The 19,390-nt window shown below is 65.3% G+C and carries 17 protein-coding genes; 7 read left to right on the top strand and 10 right to left on the bottom strand.

Annotation, left to right across the window (positions count from 1 at the left end; all coding sequences use genetic code 11):
- Positions 1–27: 27 nt before the first annotated feature.
- Genes ccmC through GJ700_RS22195 form a run of 7 tightly spaced genes read left to right on the top strand, consistent with a single transcriptional unit; the run spans position 28 to position 5,114 of the window.
- Positions 28–807 carry a heme ABC transporter permease CcmC gene (ccmC, locus tag GJ700_RS22225; RefSeq protein ID WP_154377974.1) on the top strand — a complete coding sequence of 260 codons (780 nt, stop codon included), beginning with the start codon at positions 28–30 and terminating at the stop codon, positions 805–807.
- Positions 804–989: a heme exporter protein CcmD gene (gene ccmD / locus GJ700_RS22220; protein WP_154377972.1), complete on the top strand. Its 186-nt coding sequence runs from the start codon at positions 804–806 to the stop codon at positions 987–989. Before ccmC ends, ccmD begins: the two co-directional genes overlap by 4 nt.
- Positions 986–1,474 carry a cytochrome c maturation protein CcmE gene (gene ccmE / locus GJ700_RS22215; RefSeq protein ID WP_154377971.1) on the top strand — a complete coding sequence of 163 codons (489 nt, stop codon included), beginning with the start codon at positions 986–988 and terminating at the stop codon, positions 1,472–1,474. Before ccmD ends, ccmE begins: the two co-directional genes overlap by 4 nt.
- The gene (locus GJ700_RS22210; protein ID WP_154377969.1) at positions 1,471–3,468 is read left to right on the top strand and encodes a heme lyase CcmF/NrfE family subunit; all 1,998 of its coding nucleotides are present in this window, start codon (positions 1,471–1,473) and stop codon (positions 3,466–3,468) included. Before ccmE ends, GJ700_RS22210 begins: the two co-directional genes overlap by 4 nt.
- Complete coding sequence (locus GJ700_RS22205) at positions 3,465–3,995, top strand: DsbE family thiol:disulfide interchange protein (protein WP_154377967.1); 531 nt, start codon at positions 3,465–3,467, stop codon at positions 3,993–3,995. Before GJ700_RS22210 ends, GJ700_RS22205 begins: the two co-directional genes overlap by 4 nt.
- Complete coding sequence (locus tag GJ700_RS22200; protein ID WP_371868070.1) at positions 3,988–4,443, top strand: cytochrome c-type biogenesis protein; 456 nt, start codon at positions 3,988–3,990, stop codon at positions 4,441–4,443. Before GJ700_RS22205 ends, GJ700_RS22200 begins: the two co-directional genes overlap by 8 nt.
- Positions 4,440–5,114, top strand: a complete 675-nt coding sequence (locus GJ700_RS22195) for a tetratricopeptide repeat protein (protein WP_154377965.1) — start codon at positions 4,440–4,442, stop codon at positions 5,112–5,114. The genes GJ700_RS22200 and GJ700_RS22195 overlap by 4 nt, the downstream gene beginning before the upstream one ends.
- Before the next feature lie 226 nt (positions 5,115–5,340).
- Here GJ700_RS22195 and GJ700_RS22190 read toward each other — a convergent pair whose 3' ends face one another.
- From GJ700_RS22190 to GJ700_RS22145, 10 genes are all read right to left on the bottom strand, one after another.
- Positions 5,341–6,072 carry a lectin gene (locus GJ700_RS22190; RefSeq protein ID WP_154377963.1) on the bottom strand — a complete coding sequence of 244 codons (732 nt, stop codon included), beginning with the start codon at positions 6,070–6,072 and terminating at the stop codon, positions 5,341–5,343.
- A 13-nt stretch (positions 6,073–6,085) separates the two neighbouring features.
- The gene (locus tag GJ700_RS22185; RefSeq protein WP_154377961.1) at positions 6,086–6,565 is read right to left on the bottom strand and encodes a c-type cytochrome; all 480 of its coding nucleotides are present in this window, start codon (positions 6,563–6,565) and stop codon (positions 6,086–6,088) included.
- A 70-nt stretch (positions 6,566–6,635) separates the two neighbouring features.
- Positions 6,636–7,625 carry an SMP-30/gluconolactonase/LRE family protein gene (locus tag GJ700_RS22180; protein WP_154377959.1) on the bottom strand — a complete coding sequence of 330 codons (990 nt, stop codon included), beginning with the start codon at positions 7,623–7,625 and terminating at the stop codon, positions 6,636–6,638.
- Positions 7,626–7,646: 21 nt separating this feature from the next.
- Entirely contained in the window at positions 7,647–8,243 is a 597-nt protein-coding gene (locus tag GJ700_RS22175) for a peroxiredoxin (protein ID WP_308700703.1), read from the bottom strand.
- Between the two features lie 21 nt (positions 8,244–8,264).
- Positions 8,265–8,912 (bottom strand): c-type cytochrome, encoded by a 648-nt coding sequence (locus GJ700_RS22170; protein WP_371868076.1) that lies wholly within the window; start codon positions 8,910–8,912, stop codon positions 8,265–8,267.
- Between the two features lie 54 nt (positions 8,913–8,966).
- Positions 8,967–9,269: a hypothetical protein gene (locus GJ700_RS22165; RefSeq protein ID WP_229507167.1), complete on the bottom strand. Its 303-nt coding sequence runs from the start codon at positions 9,267–9,269 to the stop codon at positions 8,967–8,969.
- Between the two features lie 153 nt (positions 9,270–9,422).
- Positions 9,423–10,868: a DUF1501 domain-containing protein gene (locus GJ700_RS22160; protein WP_154377956.1), complete on the bottom strand. Its 1,446-nt coding sequence runs from the start codon at positions 10,866–10,868 to the stop codon at positions 9,423–9,425.
- A gap of 48 nt (positions 10,869–10,916) precedes the next feature.
- Positions 10,917–13,262 carry a DUF1549 and DUF1553 domain-containing protein gene (locus GJ700_RS22155; protein WP_154377954.1) on the bottom strand — a complete coding sequence of 782 codons (2,346 nt, stop codon included), beginning with the start codon at positions 13,260–13,262 and terminating at the stop codon, positions 10,917–10,919.
- Between the two features lie 195 nt (positions 13,263–13,457).
- Positions 13,458–16,280, bottom strand: coding sequence for a LamG-like jellyroll fold domain-containing protein (locus GJ700_RS22150; protein ID WP_195763975.1), 2,823 nt, complete (start codon positions 16,278–16,280; stop codon positions 13,458–13,460).
- A 240-nt stretch (positions 16,281–16,520) separates the two neighbouring features.
- Positions 16,521–19,280: a TonB-dependent receptor gene (locus GJ700_RS22145; RefSeq protein ID WP_154377953.1), complete on the bottom strand. Its 2,760-nt coding sequence runs from the start codon at positions 19,278–19,280 to the stop codon at positions 16,521–16,523.
- Positions 19,281–19,390: the final 110 nt, after the last annotated feature.

Here is a 19,390-nt window from a genome sequence, read left to right as displayed (position 1 = left end):
GATATCGTTGTATTGAAAGGAGTCACCATGTCGGCACACATCACTGGCGCCATTCCCGCAGGGCGGGGCAGGCGCTGGCTGCAATTCGCATCGCCCCAGGCATTTTTCGCGCCGGCCGGCGCCCTGGCGTCGCTGTTCCTGTCGGTATCGCTGCTGCTGGCCGCGGTCGGCCTGTATATCGGCTTTTTCGTCGCTCCCACCGATGCGCAGCAGGGCGACGCGTACCGCATCATCTTCGTGCACGTTCCCGCCGCCTGGCTGTCGATGGCGATCTACGTGGGCATGGCGTTCTGGTCGGCCGTCGGGCTGGTGGTCAACACGCGCCTGTCGGCGATGATGGCGAGCGCGCTGGCGCCGACCGGCGCGCTGTTCACCTTCCTCGCTTTGTGGACCGGCGCGCTGTGGGGCAAACCCACGTGGGGCGCGTGGTGGGTATGGGATGCGCGGCTGACGTCGGAATTGCTGCTGCTGTTCCTGTACCTGGGCTTTATCGCGCTGCAGGCGGCGATTGACGATCCACGGCGCGCCGACCGTGCCGGCGCGGTATTGGCGCTGGTGGGCGTGGTGAATGTCCCCATCATTTATTTTTCCGTGCAGTGGTGGAATACCCTGCACCAGGGCGCGTCGGTCTCCGTCGCCAGCGCGCCGACCATCGCCACGCCGATGCTGCTGGGGATGCTGGTGATGGCGCTGGCCATGTGGGCCTACGCGGCCGGCGCGGCACTGGTGCGGCTGCGCTGCATCATCCTCGAACGCGAAGGCAATACAGCCTGGGTGGCGCGGCTGGCTGGCGGAGGTGCGGCATGATCTGGGGCAGCTTCGCTGAATTCATCGCCATGGGCGGCTATGGCTTGTATGTCTGGGGTTCCGTGCTGGTCACGGGCGGGGGCCTGGCGCTGGAACTGGCGCTGCTGTCGCGCCGCAAGCGCGCCGCGCTGGGCGCGGCCGCGTTGTCGGCGCGGCTGGCATTGCGCGGGAGGCGGTCATGACGGGCCGGCGCAAACGCTTGCTGTTGCTGGCTGTCGCGCTGCTGGCGCTGGGGGGCGCGGCGGCGCTGGTGCTGTCCGCCTTCCAGAAAAATCTCGTGTTCTTTTACTCGCCGGCCCAGGTGGCGGCGGGTGGCGCGCCGGCAAACCGCAGCTTCCGTATCGGCGGCATGGTGGAGCAGGGCAGTGTGCGGCGCGACGCGGATGGCGTCTCCGTGCACTTTGCCGTCACCGATTATGCGCGCACGGTGCAGGTGCGCTACAAGGGCATCTTGCCGGACCTGTTCCGCGAAGGGAAAGGCGTGGTGGCGCAGGGGCGGCTGGATGGCGCATCGTTCGTGGCCGACGAAGTGCTGGCCAAGCACGATGAAAACTATATGCCGCCGGAAGCCGCGCGAGCGATGGCGGCGGCGAAACAGTCAGGGGTGCGGGACAAGTGGGCCGAACGCGCGCCCGGCGCCGCGCTGCCGGCGGGAGGTGTGCAATGACGGGCGAACTGGGTAATTTTGCACTGATGCTGGCGCTGGGCCTGGCACTGGTGCTGGGCGCCTTGCCGCTGGCGGGCGCCTGGCGCGGCAACGAGCGCTGGATCGCGCTGGCCCGGCCCAACGCCTATGCGCTGGCGCTGTTCGTCACGCTGGCCTTCGGCCTGCTGCTGGCGGGTTTCGCGCAAAACGACTTTTCCATCCGCTACGTGGCGGCCCATTCGAACAGCATGCTGCCGCTGTATTACCGCCTGGCCGGCGCGTGGGGCGGCCATGAAGGTTCGCTGCTGCTGTGGATACAGGTGCTGGTGCTGTGGCTGGCGGCGGTGGCGCGCGGCAGCCGCCGCCTGCCGGACGATGTCGCTGCCCGCGTGCTCGCGGTGATGGGCTTGATCGCCGTGGGCTTCCTGGCGTTCATCCTGCTGACGTCGAATCCGTTCGAACGCCTGCTGCCCGCTGCGCGCGATGGCCGCGACCTGAACCCGCTGTTGCAGGACATCGGCATGATCATCCACCCGCCACTGCTGTACATGGGCTACGTCGGTTTTTCCGTCGCATTTGCGTTTGCCGTGGCGGCCCTGCTGGGCGGGCGGCTCGATGCCGCGTGGGCGCGCTGGTCGCGCCCATGGACCCTGGCCGCATGGGCCTTCCTTACGCTGGGCATCTTCATGGGCAGTTTCTGGGCCTACTATGAGCTGGGCTGGGGCGGATGGTGGTTCTGGGACGCGGTGGAAAACGCGTCGTTCATGCCATGGCTGGTGGGCACCGCGCTGCTGCATTCGCTGGCCGTGACGGAAAAGCGGGGCGCGTTCCGGGGCTGGACCGTGCTGCTGGCCATCCTCGCGTTTTCGCTGTCGCTGCTGGGGACCTTCCTGGTGCGCTCGGGCGTGCTGTCGTCGGTGCATGCGTTTGCCAGCGATCCGCAGCGGGGCTTGTTCATCCTGGGCTTCCTGGCCGTCGTCATTGGCGGGGCACTGGGCTTGTACACGTGGCGGGCGCCGGTATTGGCGCAAGCCGTGAAGGGCGGGACCTTTGCGCCATGGTCGCGCGAAGCGCTGCTGCTGGTGAACAACGTGCTGCTGCTGTCCGCCACGGCGGCGGTGCTGCTGGGGACGCTGTACCCGTTGCTGCTCGACGCGCTGGGGCAGGGCAGGATTTCCGTCGGGCCGCCGTACTTTGACGCCGTGTTTGCGCCGCTGATGCTGCCGGTGCTGGCGTTGCTGGCAGTGGGCCCGTTCGTGGCGTGGAAGCGCGATACGTGGCAGGCATTGCCGGTGTCGCTGCGCTACGTCGCGCAGGCCGCCGCGCTGGCCGGGCTGGCGGCGGCGTTTGGCGCGGGCTTTGGCGTGCAGGCCGCGCTGGGCGTGGCGCTGGCGCTCTGGGTGGCGTTGGCCACGTCACTGCACCTGTGGCGGCGCCTGTCCGATGGTGACGGTTGGCGTGTACGCCTGCTGCGCCAGCCGGCCAGTTATTGGGGCATGCTGGCCGCGCATGGCGGGCTGGCCGTGTTCGTGGCGGGCGTGACACTGGTGAAGTCGGGTGAAAGCCATGTCGACGCCAGCGTGCGGGTCGGCGCCACCGTGCAGGCGGGTGAACTGGCCTACCGCTTCACCGCCATGGAACGCCATGACGGCGCCAATTATGTGGCGGCGCGGGCCACGTTCGAAGTGTGGCGCGGCGCCGAGCGCATCGCCGTGCTGCAACCGGAAAAGCGTTATTACCCGGTGCAGCAGGCGCCGATGACGGAAGCGGCGATCGACCGGGGCTGGACGCGCGACCTGTATGTGTCGCTGGGCGAGCCTGCGGCCGATGGCGGCTGGCAGGTGCGCATCCAGCACAAGCCGTTTGTCGGCTGGATCTGGGCCGGGGCGCTGGCCATCGCGCTGGGCGGTTTCCTGGCGGCCTTCGACCGGCGTTACCGCGCGCGCCGCGTTGCCGCTGAATCTTCTGTTCCAACCACACGGGCCGCATCGCTGGCCGACGGAGTCTCTGTATGAAGCGCTATGTTCCCGCGGCAATATTTGCCGCATTGCTGATCTTGCTGGGTGTGGGCTTGCGCCTGAAACCCGATGAAAAACCATCCGCGCTGGCCGGCAAGCCGAAGCCGGCGCCGGTCTTCACGTTGCAGCGCATCGGCGCGCCCGGTCCCGCGTTTGCATCGCAGCAAATGGCGGGCAAGGTGTGGCTGCTGAATGTGTGGGCGTCGTGGTGCGGGCCGTGCCGCGCCGAACACCCGGTGCTGGTGGAACTGGCGAAGCAGGGCGTGGCGCCCATCGTGGGCTTGAACTACACCGACAAGCTCGACGAGAGCAACCGTTGGCTGGCCGAGCATGGCAACCCCTATACCGCCGCCGTGTTTGACGGCGACGGCCGGGTGGGCATGGATTGGGGCGTGGTGGGCGTGCCGGAAACCTTTGTCATCGACAAGCAGGGGCACATCCGCTTGCGCCATGTGGGTCCGGTGACGGATGAGGTGGTGCGCGACAAGCTGCTGCCGCTGCTGAAGGAGCTGGAACGTGCGTAACGAATTTGACCGGGGGACGGCGCAGCGGCGTTACCTGCGTGCGGCGGGCTTGCGCAAGGGGATGGCCTTGCTGGGATTGACGGCGTTGCTGGCGCTGGCTTGTGCCGCGGTATCGGCCGCCCCGCCGGCCGGCGCCGAACTGGAGGCGCGCGTCGAGCGGCTGTCGACGGAATTGCGCTGCCTGGTGTGCGACAACCAGACCATCGCCGACTCGAACGCGCAACTGGCGCGCGATTTGAAGGGCGTGGTGCGGGAACAACTGGCGGCGGGACGCAGCGAAGACGATGTGATCGCGTTCCTGACGCAGCGTTATGGCGATTTTGTGCTGTACAAGCCGCCGTTGCGGGCCAGCACGTGGCCGCTGTGGTTCGGGCCATTCATCCTGCTGGGCGGTGGTTTATGGTGGCTGTGGCGCACGTTGCAGCGGCAACAGGGAGATAAGGCATGACGTGGTTTTTTGTGGCGGCCATTGCGATGGCCTTGCTGGCATTGATTACGGTGGCGGCGCCGCTGGCGCGCGCTTCCGGTACATCCGGTGTGTCGTCGCGCTGGGCGCGCTGGCGTTCCGCGCTGCCGGTGGCCGTGGTGCCGCCGCTGCTGGCGGTGGGGCTGTATGCGGCGCTGGGCAATCCGGCCGCGTTGCTGCCGGAGCAGCAGGCGGTGGAAGAGGCGGCGCCGCCGCAAGTCGAAGCCATGGTGGCGCGGCTGGCGGCCCGTTTGAAAGAGCAGCCACGCGATGCGGAAGGCTGGCGCATGCTGGCGCGTTCCTATGAAACGCTGCGCCGGTTTGACCAGGCTGCCGGCGCCTACCGGCAACTGGTGGCGCTGGAAGGCGACAACGCCGACCTGCTGGCCGATTACGCGGTGGTGCTGGGCATGGCCCAGGGCCAGCATTTATCGGGCGAGCCGGAAAAGCTGCTCGAACGGGCGCTGGCGCTCAATCCCCAGCATACGCAAGTGCTGGCGTTGCTGGGCAGTGCGGCGCTGGAGCGCAACGATTACGACGCTGCGCTGCGCGCCTGGAAGAAAATCCTGTCCCTCGCCCCGGCCGGCAGTCCCATGGCGCGCACCATCGAAGACAGCATCAAGCGCGTGGAAGCCCAGGCCGCGCAACGTTAAACCCCGTCGGGTCAGGCGTGCAATGGTGCACCGGGATGCGCCATATTTGCCCGTTTTGCACGTTTCGATGTCACTGTAATTTCTTACGACGCCAGGCACTGCCTGGCGTTCTTCATTCTACGCGGTGCGCAGTTACAATTGCACGCCTGACCCCACGCGCTTGAACCAAAAAAAAGCACGCGCCCTGGGGACGCGTGCCTGTCAAGCTGATACGCCGGTGATGCGCTTAGTTCGCGGCGAAGCAGTACAGCAAGCCTGCGCCGCCGGTGGACACGAGGTTTTGCTGGCCGCAGCCGCGGCTCGGGTGGGCCGAGTTCCACGACGTGTTGCCGCCGCCGGTGCGGTCGAAATGGCCCAACTGGGCGGAACCATCGGCGGCGCTGGTCGTGTAGTTCTTGCACGTGCGGTCCGCCGCGTCGGCGAACGCGCGTCCGTCCGGCGTGGAGCCGGTCAGGATATCGTGCTCGTTCGGCTTGTCGCCGGCGCCTTTGACGGGCTCGTTCTTTTCCGTCAGCACCGTGTTCTTGCTGAGGTTATTGCCCAGCTGCGCCGCTTCCACCGTATCGCCATGCAGGTGCGCCACGTCGCGGGCGATCTGCACGCCGCGCGTGTTGTACCACGGCCCCTTGCCGATGCGGTCGCGCGCATTGACTGCCGGCTGCCCGTCGGCGGCCTGCGTGCTCAGGTAAGCGCGCCACGTCTTGCCGCCCGCACCGACGCTGGCCGCCAGCTTCTGACAGTGCGCATCGGCGCCGGCGATGCCGCCCAGGTCCGCGCCCTTGCCGGTGCCTTCACTGGTGACGAAGAAGCTCAGCGGCTTGGTCGGATCGGTGGAGCGGGCAGTGGAAGGCGCGGCGGCCGCCGCCTGTCCCGCCGCCTGCGCCAGCACGTGGCCGCCCCACGCGGAAGCCACAACGGAAGCGCATACCAGCGCCGCGGTATGGAGTTTGATCTTCATGCTTCAGTATCCCTTATTCCTTGGCCTTGAAATCGTCATGGCAGCTCTTGCAAGTGCGCTGCAGCTTGCCGAATTGCGCCTTGATGGCGTTCACGTCGCCACCGGCGGAGACCGATGCCAGTTCATTGGCTTCCTTGCCGAAGCTGGCGCCCAGTTCGCCGAACTTCTTGGTGTCCTTGAACAGTTCCGGCTTCGAGCTGGTGTCGTGCCAGCCCTTGCCCTGTTCCGTACCAGGCGCAAACAGGGCGCCCAGGCCGCCGTTGGCGATGGCGGCGATGCTGTTGGCGGCGCGCTGCACTTCATCCTTGTTGTACGTGCCGTCCAGCGAGGCCTTGATGCGGCCCGTGTTCCAGGCCACGACCTGGAACGCCGACTGGCGCCACTTGATCAGGTTTTCCGGCTTCGGGCCCTGCTGGGCGATGGCGGGCGCCGTGGCGGCGAACGTGGCGACAGCGACTGCGGCGGCCGCGATGAGGGTTGCTGCTTTCTTCATATATGCTTCCTTAAAAGGTTGGGCGTGAATGGGGGACAGGCCGCGCAAAGGCGGCCTGGTAATGCAAACGTTATTTGGCGCGGCCGGTGAAGCCCTGCGTCAGCGTGGCGATCTTGTATGCGGCGCCACGGCCCACGGCGTACAGCGTCTTCTTGCCTGGTCCTGCGAACGCAATGTTTTGCGGCGCCTTCGGCAGCGCGATCACGCCCAGCGCTTCTCCCTTGTTGCTGAAGACCTGGATACCCACGGTGGTGGCGACATAGACGCGTCCATCGGCATCCACCGCCAGGCCGTCCGCGCCGCTGGTGCCGCCGGTCTCGGTTTTCTTGAAGCCTTCCAGCTTGGCGAAGTTGCGGCGCGGGCCCACTTTGCCGTCGCCAAGGATGTCGTAAGCGATCACGTATTCGCCAAACGTGTTGGCCACGTACAGGGTTTTTTCGTCGGGACTGAGCTGGATGCCGTTCGGGCGCTCGATGTCCGCGGCCAGCCGGGTCAGCGCCCCCTCGTTGGAAATGTGATAGACGGCCGGCTTGGCAGGCTTTTCAGCCGGCTGCGGCGCAGGCGCGGCGCCGGGGGCGGGCGGGTTCACGCCGGAGTCCGTGAAATACACGCCGCCTTTGCGGTCCAGCACGATGTCGTTCGGACGGCCGAACGGCGCGCCGTCATAGCGGGCCGCCAGCGTGCGGGCGCGCTGCGGCGGGTAGACGATGCCGACTTTCGGATCGGCCACCTGCACCGCGTAAATGTCGCCTTCCGCGTTGATGGCCAGGCCGTTGGAACCGTTGGAGTTTTCCAGCAGTGTGGAAATCGCGCCTTCCGGCGTGATGCGCGTGATGCGGTTGGCCGGCGTTTCCGTGAACGCGAAACTGCCGTCCGGCAGCGCGACCGGCCCTTCGGTGCCGTTGAAGCCCTCCTTGATCAGTTCAATCGGCGTGCCGGCCGCCACCACGCCGGCAATGGCAACGGTGGCCAGCTGGGCATGCGCGCTGGCGCCGTAGGCGCCCAGCAGCAGCGCGACAATCGGGGCCACGACGGGTGCAATAGTGAATCTCTTTTTCATGTTTTATCCCTTGTTTTTCTATCAGGTGCGCTTGCGCGCCAGTTGCTGCACGGTTTCCAGCGCCTTTTCCACATTGGCCGCTGGCGTCAGGCCACCCACGGCGGCGGCGATCTTGCCGTCCGGGGTGACGATGAAGGTGGTGCGCTCGGTGGTCGCGTGGTCGATGTCGACGCCACGCGTGTCTTTCTTGCCGGATGCCGCTTCGCGGATCGCCAGTTCATACGAGCGCGCAATGCGGCCGTCCGCATCCGCCGCGACAGGGAATTTGCCCGCGCAGTAATTCGGGTCGGCGGAAAAATCGTTCAGGCGCTGGATGCTGTCGAGCGACACGCCCACCACGGTGGCCCCGGCTGCCGCGAACTTGTCATGGTTGACGGCAAACGTGTGCGCCTGCACATTGCAGCCGCCCGTGTAGGCCGACGGGTAGAAATACACCACCACCGGCCCTTTCTTCAGCGCGTCCTTCAGCGAAAATTCAAACGCCTTGCCCGCCTGCGACGCCTGCGTGGTAAAGCCGGGAGCGGCGTCGCCCGCCTTCAATGCGGCGTGGGCGGGAAGGGCGCCCAAGGTTGCCGCGGCCGCGAAGGTTGCTGCTGCCAGCATCAGTTTTTTCATCATGGTTTTTCTCCTGTGGTGGTTTTACATTTCCGATACATACAGCGCGAGCGCTTCGATTTCCGAATCCGTCAAGCCGGCGGCGGCTTCGCGCATGCCCGGCCCCGGCGCATTGCTGCGCTCCCCGCTGCGCCAGTTGTGCAACTGCTGCGACAGGTAGCGCCGCCCCTGGCCGCCAATGACCGGCGCGACGCCCGCGATTCCCTCGCCGCCTGCGCCGTGGCAGGCGGCGCAGGCGGCGACCTTGCGCGCCGCATCGCCCTGCCGGAACAGCACCGCTGCAACGCCTGGCGTTGCGCCGCCTTTGCCGCCTTCTTTGGCAGCGGCCGGCATCGCCGGCTGCGCCGCAAAGTACGCGGCGATGTCGGCCACGTCTTCATCGCTGACGCTGTTGGCCATCATGGCCATGAAGTCGTTCTTGCGGCGGCCGGCGCGGAAGTCCTGCACCTGCTTGACGATGTACGCATGCTGCTGACCGCCAAGGCGGGCAAACTTGCCGTCCTCGCCCGCGCTGTGGCCCTGCGCGATACCCGGCTGCACGTGGCATTCCAGGCAGCGCTCCGCTTCGGCCTTGACCCGTCCAGCCTCCGCGTTGCCCGGCAAGACCACTGCCGGCCTGGCCGCGGCTTTAGGTGCCCCGGCCTGCGCGGCCGCCTGTGTGGCGGACAACACTGCCAGCAAGCCGGCAGCCAGCCACGCGCCCCTGCTGTGATTCGCAGCGATGGCTTACTCCTTCTTGTAGAACGTGTGGCAAGTGCGGCACGTGCGCGACAGCGTGGTGGCTTTGTCGGTGGCGGCATCGAATTTGCCGGTCGCGACCAGCTGGACGATGTCGGCCGACAGTTCGCGGCTCTGCCTGGCCAGGTCTACCGCGTTTTTCGCGTCGCCCTTGTGTTCAAAGAAGGTTTCCACTTCCTGGAACATGCGGGTCAGCTCTTGCGCATCGGCGCCGGCAGCCTGCTTGTTGGCCAGTGCGATATTGGAGGACAGGCTCTTGTTGGTATCCTCGATGTTTTGCATCAGGTCCATGCCCATTTCCGGTTCGGCGGACCCTGCGTTGAAGGCAATTGCGGCGGCGGCTAAGATCAAAAATTTCGGTACTTTTCGCATACGGTGTCATGTCAAGTCCGTGCCGGGGCAGGCAGCCCGCCCCGGCACGGTGGTACGGCTACGGCAGGTGCATCACGCGATCAATTCCTTGATCACCTTGCCGTACACCACGGTCGGACGCTCGGAGCGGCCGTTGTTCAGGAACGTCGTCTTCAAGTGATCGAGGCCCATCAGTTGCAGCACGGTGGCGTGCAAGTCATAGGTATCGACCGCCTGGTCCTTGTTCGCCACTTGCAGGCCGATTTCATCGGTCGCACCGTGCGTGTAGCCGGCCTTGACGCCGCCGCCCGCCATCCACTGGGTGTAGCCCCATGGATTGTGGTCGCGGCCATTGCCGCTCTGGCCATACGACGTGCGGCCGAACTCGGACGTCCACACCACCAGCGTGGTATCGAGCAAACCGCGCGATTGCAGGTCGGCCAGCAGGCCGGCGATCGGCTTGTCGATCATGCGGGCATTGACGCCGTGGTTCTTTTCCAGGTCGTTGTGCGCATCCCAGCTGGTGACTTCGGTCTGGCCATCCGGCGCGCCCGACACCACCTGGATGAAACGCACGCCGCGTTCCACCAGGCGGCGCGCACGCAGCAGCGTGGTGCCGTAGCTGGACGACGTTTCATCGTTCAAGCCGTACAGTTCCTTGGTGGCGTCGGATTCTTTCGACAAGTCCACCGCTTCCGGCGCGGAGACCTGCATGCGGTCGGCCAGGTCGTACGAGCGCAAGCGCGCCTTCAGTTCCGTGTCCGACGGGTAGCGGGCGGCGTTTTGCTGGTTCAGCTTGCGCAGCAAGTCCAGCGACGCGTGCTGCTGGCCATCGGTGCGCAGTTCCGGACGTTCGAGGTAGAAGATCGGCGACGGGCCCGGACGGAAGGCGGTACCCTGGTAGACGGCCGGCAGGAAGCCCGAGTTCCAGTTGACGGAACCGGCGCTCGGTTCGTTCTTGCCGTTGTACAGCACCACGTAAGGCGGCAAGTCCGGATTGGCCGAACCCAGCGCGTAGCTGATCCATGCACCCAGCGACGGACGGCCCGGGCTCAGGTCGCCGGTGTTCAGCTTCAGGATCGAAATGTCGTGGGTGGCGCCCACGGTCACGCTGGACTTCACGAAGGCGATCTTGTCGGACTGGGTGGCGATGTTCGGCACCAGGTCGGAGAACCAATGGCCGCTTTCGCCATGCTGTTTCCATTCACGCTTGGAGGCGAACAGCTTGCCCACGCCACCCTGGGTACTGGTCTTGATCCCTTTCAGGAACGACGCCGGCACGTCCTGGCCGGCCAGCTTGATCAGGTCGGGTTTGTAGTCGAACAGGTCCAGCGTGGATGGCGCGCCATTCATGTGCAGCCAGATCACGGATTTCACCTTGGCCGGGAAGTGCGGCGCTTTCGGCGCCAGCGGATCGATCAGGTCGGCCGCCATGGCGCCGGCTAACAGTCCGCCGCCGGGCAGGAAGCCGGTAACGGCAGCGGCGCCCAGGCCAAGGCCGGATTTCAGCAGGAAGTCGCGACGCGAAGATTGGCACATATTGAATTTCCTTTTTTGTGTAAGTTGTCGGTGGTTGGTTGTGTGAGGTCAGAAGCGGTAAGCGAAATCGTTCGAGTTGGCCACCGTGTGCACCAGGTCCACCAGCGCCGCGGCGCGGATCGGATTGACGGTCTGGTTGGCTTTCAGGCCGGTCGGCACCGCCACCTCGAACTTGCCGTCGTTCTTGCTGTCGGCCTTGTCGCCGGAGTTACGGGCCAGGATGATTTTTTCCTGGCGGTCCAGGAATTCCTTCAGCGTGGCGCGTTCCGCCTTGCTTGGCGTACGGGCAAACAGGATTTCGTACAAGCGGTTCAACTGCGCGGTTTCATCGGTGCCTGCCTCACGAATCACGCGTCCGGCCAGCGCCTGCGACCAGTTCAGCACCACGTCGCTGTTGAACAGGGCCAGCGCCTGCAGCGGCGTGGTGGTCACGTTGCGCTTGTGGTGCGCTTGCGATGGATCGGCCGGGTCGAAGTTCTGCGTCAGCGGATACGGCACGCTGCGGCGCACGAACGTGTAGATACTGCGGCGGTTCTGGTCATGCGGATCGTTGGACGCGGTCCACAGGTTGCCGGCGCTGAAGTTCGACGGCACTTTCGGGAACACGGCCGGGCCACCGAGCTTGTCTTCCAGGCGGCCGGACGCGGCCAGCAGCGAGTCGCGGATCTGTTCCGCTTCCAGGCGTTTGCGCGGATACACGGCCAGCAGCTTGTTGTCCGGATCGGCGGCGGCCACGTCGGCGCGTTCGGCGGACGACTGGCGGTACACCGACGACAGCAGGATCTGGCGGTGCAGCTGCTTGATGCTCCAGCCATTCTTCACAAAGTCGGCCGACAGGTAATCCAGCAATTCAGGGTGGGTTGGCTTCTGGCCGGCGCGGCCGAAGTCCGCCACCGTCGAGATGATGCCGTTGGCGAAATACTGGCTCCACACGCGGTTGACGAACACGCGCGCCGTCAGCGGATTGTTTTCGCTGGCCAGCCAGTTCGCCAGCGCCGTGCGGCGGCCGGACGACGTGGCGGTCGGCTTGATCTCGACTTTCGCGCCATTGGCCCACAGGGCAGGAATGCCTGGCTCCACCGGATCGAGCGGCGCTTCATGCACGCCGCCAAAGCGCACGTGGGTCGGCGGCGCGTCCGGGTGGCCCAGTTCCGTTGCCGCCGTGTAGAACAGCGAACCGCGTTCCGGACGCTGCTTGTCGAACTTGCGCAATTCCGCCGTCAGCTTCTGGTATTGCTTCCACTTTTCCACGTTTTCCGGGTTGTAGTCCGGGCTGTCCTTGTCTTCCGCAGTCAGGCGCAGGTATTGCACGACGTCGTTTTCCGTGCTGACGGATTTCAGGCGGAAGTTGACCCAGCGGTCCAGCGGCGTCCATTGCGCTTCCGGCTTGAAGATGGATTCGCGGCTGTCGGTCAGGTAGCGTTCCTTGTGGTACTTGACGCCCGCTTCGCGCACGGTGTCGAGGATGGCCTTCTGCTTGTCGCGGATGTCCTTGGTGGCGGCGCGGTACGCGGCTTGCTGCTTTTCATACGCCAGTTCCGCTTCGCCTTTCTGTGCCGGCACCTTCTCGTCGAAGCTGGTGTTGGCGAAGAACGCCTGCAGCTGGAAGTATTCCTTCTGGCTGACGCGGTCCGCCTTGTGGTTGTGGCAGCGCGCGCAACCGATGGTGGACGCGAGGAAGGTTTCGCCGACGGTGTCGGTCATGTCGGTGGCGATCTGGTATTTACGCTGCACCAGGTCGCGCGAGTTCGAGTTGTCCGGGTAGCCTGCCAGGAAGCCGGTGGCGATCTTCGCTTCCTGGCTGTCCGGGAACAGTTCGTCGCCCGCGATCTGTTCCTTGATGAAGCGGTCGAACGGCTTGTCGCTGTTGAACGCGTTGATCACGTAGTCGCGGTAGCGGTAATTGTTCGGGCGGGTGTTGTCGTTCTGGAAGCCTGCGCTGTCCGCATAGCGGGCCAGGTCCAGCCAGCGGCGCGCCTGGCGCTCGCCGAAGTGCGGCGACGACAACAGGCGGTCGGCCAGCTTTTCATAGGCGTTGGGCGACTTGTCGTTGACGAAGGCGTGGACTTCTTCCGGCGTCGGGATCACGCCCCAGGTATCGAGCGTGGCGCGGCGGATATAGGTGGCACGGTCCGCATCCTGCGAAGGCTTGAGGTTCTTCTGCTCCAGCTTGGCCAGCACGAACGCGTCGATCGGCGAGCGCACCCATGCCTTCTGTTTGACTGCCGGGATGTCCGGCCGCTGGACCGGGGTGTACTGCCAGGCTTTGTTGGCAGTGGCCGCAGTGTTGAGCGGGGTAACCTTGGTGTCCGCTGCGGCTTTCTCGTCCGCAGCGATGGTGACGGCAGTGGAGGTGGCTAACAGTATGGCAATGGTGATGGCTTTCAGTTTCATCGGCTGAGGCTCCTGTGGAATGGATTCGTAACTGAACCATTAAGAGCAACTGCCGTGCCAGCGTCTTGCAAACTGCTAACTAATTGAATTTAAAGATAATACATGTGCCGCCAAATGATCAGGGTGATGATCGGAATACACAATCGCAACAGCCCTGCTGCTGGATCAGCAGCAGGGCCGGCCTTCGGATCAGGGCTACTGTGCGCCAGCCAGCACGGCGATGTCCGCCGCGCTGGCGGCGCCCCGGTAAATCCGGAAGTCGTCGATCTTGCCGCTGAACGAAGGGTCCGACGAAAATTGCGAACGCCCCAGCCAGTTTTGCGTGGTGGTTCCCAGTTGCAGCGGCGGCAGATTGACGCCGCTGGCAGTCTTCACTGCCACGCCGTTGACGTAGATGGTGAAGTCCGCGCCGGCCAGCGTGACGGCCACGTGCACCCATTGCCCGCTCGGCAGCGGGGCGGGGGCGTCGACCCGGTACTCCGCCCTGCTGCCATTGGTGGTGATGGCAAATCCCAGCGTGCCCCGGCCGGTGCGCGGCGACAGGAACATGTAGCGCGTGGTATTGCTGCCGAAATCGAGGATCCGCGCCCAGGTCTGGTTGCCATTCCAGTACACCCATGCCGCCATGGTGAAGTCGGACAGGTTGTCGACCAGGCCGGCGGGCAGGCTCACATGGGCGCCGCCGCCAGGGAGCGACAGTGCCTTGGCGAGCGGCTGCCGGCCCGCCGTCCAGGCCGCAGTTCCCGCCAGGGTGGCGGTGTGGCCATTGCCGCTGGCGTCGGCGGCGGTGGCGCCGCCGCCTTCACCGAACGTCAGCCAGGTGTGCAGATTGCTGGTGGCGCCGCACAGCGCGGCAATGTCCGCCGCGCTGGCGGCGCCCTGGAGAATGCGGAAGTCGTCGATCATGCCGTTGAAGGTCGGGTCGCCCGAATATTGCGAGCGGCCCAGCCAGTTTTGCGTGGTGTGCCCGAGCTGGTACGGCGGGATGAAGACGCCGCTGGCGGTCTTCACCACCGTGCCGTTCACGTAGATGGCAAGGTCGGTACCGGACAGCGTCACCGCGACATGGGTCCACTGGCCGGCCGGCAGCGGGGCCGGGGCGTCGACGATGCATTCGCCGAAGCCGCCATTGAGCGTGACGGCGAAGCACATCGTGCCCCGGCTGGTGCGCGGCGACAGGAACATGTATTGCAGCGTATTGGTGCCGAAATCGAAAATCCGGGCCCAGGTCTGGCCGCCGTTCCAATACACCCAGGCGGCAATGGTGAAGTCGCCGACAGTGTCGAGCAGGTTGGCCGGCAGGCTGGCGTAGGCGCCGCCGCCGTTCAGCGCCAGGGCGCTGCCTTGCCCGCCCTTGCCGGGCGCCCATGCCGCACCGTTGACCAGCGCAGCGCCGTGGCCGTTGCCGCTGGTGTCGCCGGCGGCGGCGCCGGCGCCTTCGTCAAACGCCAGCAACGTGTGCAGCTTGCTGCCCGCCACGGCTTGCGCCTGGTTCGACGCCGCGGTTTCGCCGGACGGCGTGACGGCAGTCACCACATAGTAGTAGGTGCCGTTGGCCAGGCCCCGGTCGGTATAGGTCAGCAGGTCGGTAATGCCGGTGGCAATCACCGTGTACGGTCCGGCGGGGGCGGTGGCGCGCTTGACGTTGTAGCTGGTCGCGTTGGTGCTGCCCCACCACGACAGCACGACCTGGCCGGCGGTGGTGACGGCTGTCAGCCCGCTTGGCGGCGCGTCCGCCGGCAGCGGGTCGCGCGTAAACAGCAGCGTGCCGTAGCCCAGCTGGTCCCACGTGCCGCCCCCCTGCGGATAGCTGCCGCCGGTTTCCGGGGCTACCAGTTGCGAGAACTTTTTCGTATACGGGGCGGCCAGGCCCATGCGGTTGGCATAATGGTTGTAGATCAGCGCCCATGCCGGGCGCTGGATGCCCTGGCCGCCAGTGGCGAAGGTCGTGGTGGAAAATCCCTGTATCGCATAGGGCGCGAACGGCACCGTGTAATACGTCGAGCCGGACTGGATCAGGTTGCCCTTGGCCGTATATTCGCAGGCCGCCAGCACGCGGTTGTTATCGTAGCCATACAGGTCGACGCCCTGGTTCCACGCCATTTCGCAAATGACAGTGACCAGCGCGATGCTCAGCGTGTTGTGGCCCTGGTCGCGTCCGGATTCCTGCGTTTGTCCCAGGTAGCCGGGGTGGATGTAATACGTCATTTGCGCGATGGCGCCATTGGCCGTTCCATGCTGGAAGCGCCGCACCGCGTCGTCGAACCTGGCCTGGTCGTCGCACAGCACCGCGATCGCCACGGAGGCGGCAATCGCGCATAAATCCCAGCTGGAAAATATTTGCAGGTTATTGTTGCTGGCCCCCACCATCGGATAAAACACGTTCAGCATCATTTGCTGGAAGGTGGCGATATCGGCTGCGGCCCAGCCGGAATAGCCGCGCATGATTTCCGCCACGTTCGCGAACTGGTAGCCCTGCAGGCCGGCGGCCAGGAAGCCGTCGTAATGGCCATCCGTGGTATTGATGGCGGTCAGGGTCGAGCCCCACGCATTCAGGATGCGCACGGCGGTATCGGCGGCGGCTGTGTTACCCGTGATCTTCCACTGCAAGGCATTCAGGTAGGCCGCCATGACGTCCCACTGCAGCACTTGCACGTTATCCCCATGCACGCCATCGTTGCGGTACACGACCGGGCGCGCATCGGGATTCCATGTATTGCTGGCCAGGTTGTTTTGAAGCAGCAGAAGCCAGTCGCTGAACCACGGCGCAGCGCGGGCGGCGACTTTCTGGCTGATGCGGTCGAAATCGGCCTGCGTATGCAGCAGCCCGGGGTGGGTAAAGGCGCCGGGAGCTCCTTGCCGCTTCGGCGCGGCCTGGCCGGATACTTCGCCGGCGTCGGCGCCCGCGCCGCATCCGCTCAGGCCGAGCGCGCCCAGGGGACCGAGCGCCAGCAAGCCAAGCGTGTTGGCGCAAAAGGCCCTGCGGTTGGAGGAGAGAGTTTGTTTGGTCTTCGGCATAGTCTGCGAGTCAGTGTGGTGGAGGAATGCCGGAGCGGCGAAAAGCCGCCCGGCCTGCGCTTTGCTGCTGTCGCGTACCCCGATTGCCACCCTGGCTCGCAGCCAGGACGATGTGGGCCCGTAGCAAACGACGGGCCGATTATGTCAGTGAAAATTGCCTTGCAGCAACATCTCACTGGGTTGTGCGAAAAAACATAAATGCACTTGCACGAAATGATGACGTGCCGGCGGCGGCCCGGCTTACAGCTTGCCGCTCACCACCAGGCCGATCCAGCGCGGCACGGCAGGCGTGTAGCTGTTCCACGTCTTCGTCAGCGGCGCATCGTTCTGGAAGGCGTTCTTGACGATCACGCTGACGTCGAACGACCCGCTGCGCGTGCCCAGGCCCACGGACAGGTCCGTGATGGCCGAGCCGCCCACCCAGCCATAGCTGGACAGCGTGTTGTCCGCGTTGTAGCGCGAGTTGTATGCCGTGTTGAAGCTGGCGTGGAACGCCTTGTCCGTGAAGACCGGCTTTTGGTAGTCGACGCCCACGTTGAACGTGAACTTCGATGCGCCCGGCAGCGCCTGGCCCGTCACGTCGCGGTAAGGCGCGGCCCCGGCATAGCCGTTTTCCACCGGCTGCGCGGACTGCTTGAAGTCCTTGTAGCGCGCATCCGTGTAAGCGCCCGAGAAGCGCAGTGTGGTGTTGGCGATGCCGGAATAGGCGCCGTCGAATTCCAGGCCCTTGGCTTGCACCTTCGGCGCGTTGCCGGTGGCCGTGGTGTAGTACAGCTGGCCGTCGTTGTTCAGGTTCGTCGTGTAGACGTCCAGTACCCGCACCGCCTGCTGGTAATCCTTGATGTTCATCAGGAACAGGTTGGCGTTGATCAGCAGCTTGCGGTCCAGCAGCGCGGACTTGATGCCGGTTTCCAGCGCATTGGTTTTTTCCTTGCGCACCAGGTTCGACACGCCATTGGTCAGCTGTGAAATGCCGGCTTTTTCACCGTATTGCCACGACGCGTACGCGGTCAGGTCCTTGTTGAACTTGTACGAAGGGCTGATCACGAACGCCGGCAGCGTATCCTTGAACGGTTCCGCTTCGGTCGGCGCGAAGATCACGCCGATTTGCGAAGCACGGATGGCTTTCGCGTCGGCCACCTGCTGTTGCTGGGCCGCCGTCAGCGCGCTGTATTGCGCCACGCCGAAGTACTTGCTGGCCACGCTGTTGGCCAGCGCGATTTGCGCGGCGCTGTTGGATGCCAGCAGCGAGCCGTTGGCGGCGCTGGCGAAACCGCCGAAAGCCACGCCGTTGACGGCAACCGGGTTCAGTTCCGGCGCATTGCCATTATTGTTAACCAGGGTGCTGCCCTTGTTGCGGCGGTCTTCGCGGGTGAAGCGCAGGCCCGTGGTGACGGTCAGCGGATCGGACAAGTGCCAGTTGGCCTGGGCAAAGATGGCGGCGCTCTTGTTGCGGATATCCTGCGTGCCGGCCGGCGAGTTGAACGACATCTGCAAGCGGTCCAGCGAATTTTGCAGCAGGTAGCGGCCCGCCGCATTGGCGTCGAGGCGGTTGTATTGCGCCGCGTTGGCATACCAGGCGCCCGCGTCATTGCCCCATTCGCGGCGGTAGTCGGCCTGGTTATCGACCTTCATCAGGAAGACCCCGGCCTGGTAATCGACAAAGCCGCCCGGCTGTGACGAGATGCGCAATTCCTGCGTGGCCTGGCGGTAATCGTTCCAGAAACCGCCTGAATTGCGGTGCACGTCGAACGGCGTGCCTTCGTCATTGGTGGCGTTGAAGTGGTAATCCTTGTACGCGGTGATCGACGTGATGTTGAACTTGTCCAGGTACCAGTTCAGCTCCGCCGCCGCGCCATTGCTGCCGGTGACCAGCGGACGCTGGTTGTCGTTATTGACCTGGTGCGTTTTCTCGTTGAGGAAGTTGTCCTGGTACGTATAGCCCGTTTGCTGCGTGAACCAGCGGCGCGCAAGGCGCACCGCGGGATCGGTGGCCAGCGTGTTGACGGATCCATTCGCATAGACGGCCGGCGTTGGCGTGTTGATGGTGCGCGCGTTATAGGTTTCGCCGGCGCGCGGCTGCGCATCGAGCGCGACGCGGGCGCTGAACGACGAATCCGGCGTCAGCAGGAATTGCAGGCGGCCCGATACGCGGTCCTTGTTGGTGTACGTGATGTCCTTGTTGTACGCATTCTTGATGTCGCCTTCGCCCTTGCTGACGGACAGGTTGGCGCGGTAGGCCAGCAAACCGTCGACGATCGGTCCGCCGGCGGCGAAGCGGCCTTGCACCGTGTCCTGCTGGCCGATGGTCAGCGACCACGACGCGTCCGGTGTGAACGACGGGCGGCGCGTGGTGACGTTGACCACGCCCACGCTGGTGTTCTTGCCCAGCAGCGTGCCTTGCGGACCGCGTGTGACTTCGACCGCGTCGACGTCGGTGAAGTCGAAGCTGGACGACAGTGCGTTGTACGCGTAGTTGACGCCGTCGACGATCAGGCCGACGCTGGGATCCTGCGCCTCGGTCTGGCCCTGCTTGCCGACGCCCCGGATGGCCAGGCTGGCGGTACGCTGGTTACCCTGGTTCCACGACACGTTGGCGGCGCGTTGCGTCAGTGACTTGATATCGGTGGCCTGAAGGCGGTCCAGTTCCTTGCCGGTCACGACGGACACGGACAACGGCACGTCCTGCAAGCGCTCCAGGCGGTTGCGGCTGCGGACGGTGACTTCGCCCAGGGTTTCGGATTCTTCGGCGGCGGGTGCGGGCTGGGCGACGGCGGCAGGTGCGGGCGCAGCGACAGCCGCCGGCGCACCCTGTGCGGCCGAAGGATTCTGAGCTGCGATGACTTGCTTGAGTCGCGCAATTTCCGCCTGCAGTTCGGCCACGGTCGGTTCGGCAGCATAGAGCGGCGCCGATGCCAGCATGGCGGCGCCAGCCAATGTGGCCGCGACAGGGGACAAACGGAAGGGCAGGGCGGTACGGTATTGTGCTTGAGTCGTCATTGCGAGGCTTTCATTGAACAAGAGAACAGCCTTACCTCTGCAATTGGCGTGCCAAGCCGAAAACCCGCGCAAAACCAGCATATCCGTGGAAAATCACGGCGGTGCTGCTG

The sequence above is a fragment of the Pseudoduganella rivuli genome (assembly GCF_009674485.1).
GTDB lineage: Bacteria > Pseudomonadota > Gammaproteobacteria > Burkholderiales > Burkholderiaceae_D > Rugamonas > Rugamonas rivuli_B.
This window is presented reverse-complemented; position numbering and strand designations above follow the sequence as displayed.

Bases quoted from the DNA above. Each gene is read 5' to 3' on its own strand.
- ccmD (WP_154377972.1), top strand. From the start codon at position 804: ATGATCTGGGGCAGCTTCGCTGAATTCATCGCCATGGGCGGCTATGGC.
- GJ700_RS22180 (WP_154377959.1), bottom strand. From the start codon at position 7,625: ATGAAAAAGAGATTCACTATTGCACCCGTCGTGGCCCCGATTGTCGCG.
- GJ700_RS22185 (WP_154377961.1), bottom strand. From the start codon at position 6,565: ATGAAGAAAGCAGCAACCCTCATCGCGGCCGCCGCAGTCGCTGTCGCC.
- GJ700_RS22210 (WP_154377969.1), top strand. From the start codon at position 1,471: ATGACGGGCGAACTGGGTAATTTTGCACTGATGCTGGCGCTGGGCCTG.
- GJ700_RS22150 (WP_195763975.1), bottom strand. From the start codon at position 16,280: ATGCCGAAGACCAAACAAACTCTCTCCTCCAACCGCAGGGCCTTTTGC.
- ccmE (WP_154377971.1), top strand. From the start codon at position 986: ATGACGGGCCGGCGCAAACGCTTGCTGTTGCTGGCTGTCGCGCTGCTG.
- GJ700_RS22190 (WP_154377963.1), bottom strand. From the start codon at position 6,072: ATGAAGATCAAACTCCATACCGCGGCGCTGGTATGCGCTTCCGTTGTG.
- GJ700_RS22155 (WP_154377954.1), bottom strand. From the start codon at position 13,262: ATGAAACTGAAAGCCATCACCATTGCCATACTGTTAGCCACCTCCACT.
- GJ700_RS22160 (WP_154377956.1), bottom strand. From the start codon at position 10,868: ATGTGCCAATCTTCGCGTCGCGACTTCCTGCTGAAATCCGGCCTTGGC.
- GJ700_RS22205 (WP_154377967.1), top strand. From the start codon at position 3,465: ATGAAGCGCTATGTTCCCGCGGCAATATTTGCCGCATTGCTGATCTTG.
- ccmC (WP_154377974.1), top strand. From the start codon at position 28: ATGTCGGCACACATCACTGGCGCCATTCCCGCAGGGCGGGGCAGGCGC.
- GJ700_RS22145 (WP_154377953.1), bottom strand. From the start codon at position 19,280: ATGACGACTCAAGCACAATACCGTACCGCCCTGCCCTTCCGTTTGTCC.
- GJ700_RS22195 (WP_154377965.1), top strand. From the start codon at position 4,440: ATGACGTGGTTTTTTGTGGCGGCCATTGCGATGGCCTTGCTGGCATTG.
- GJ700_RS22165 (WP_229507167.1), bottom strand. From the start codon at position 9,269: ATGGACCTGATGCAAAACATCGAGGATACCAACAAGAGCCTGTCCTCC.
- GJ700_RS22175 (WP_308700703.1), bottom strand. From the start codon at position 8,243: ATGATGAAAAAACTGATGCTGGCAGCAGCAACCTTCGCGGCCGCGGCA.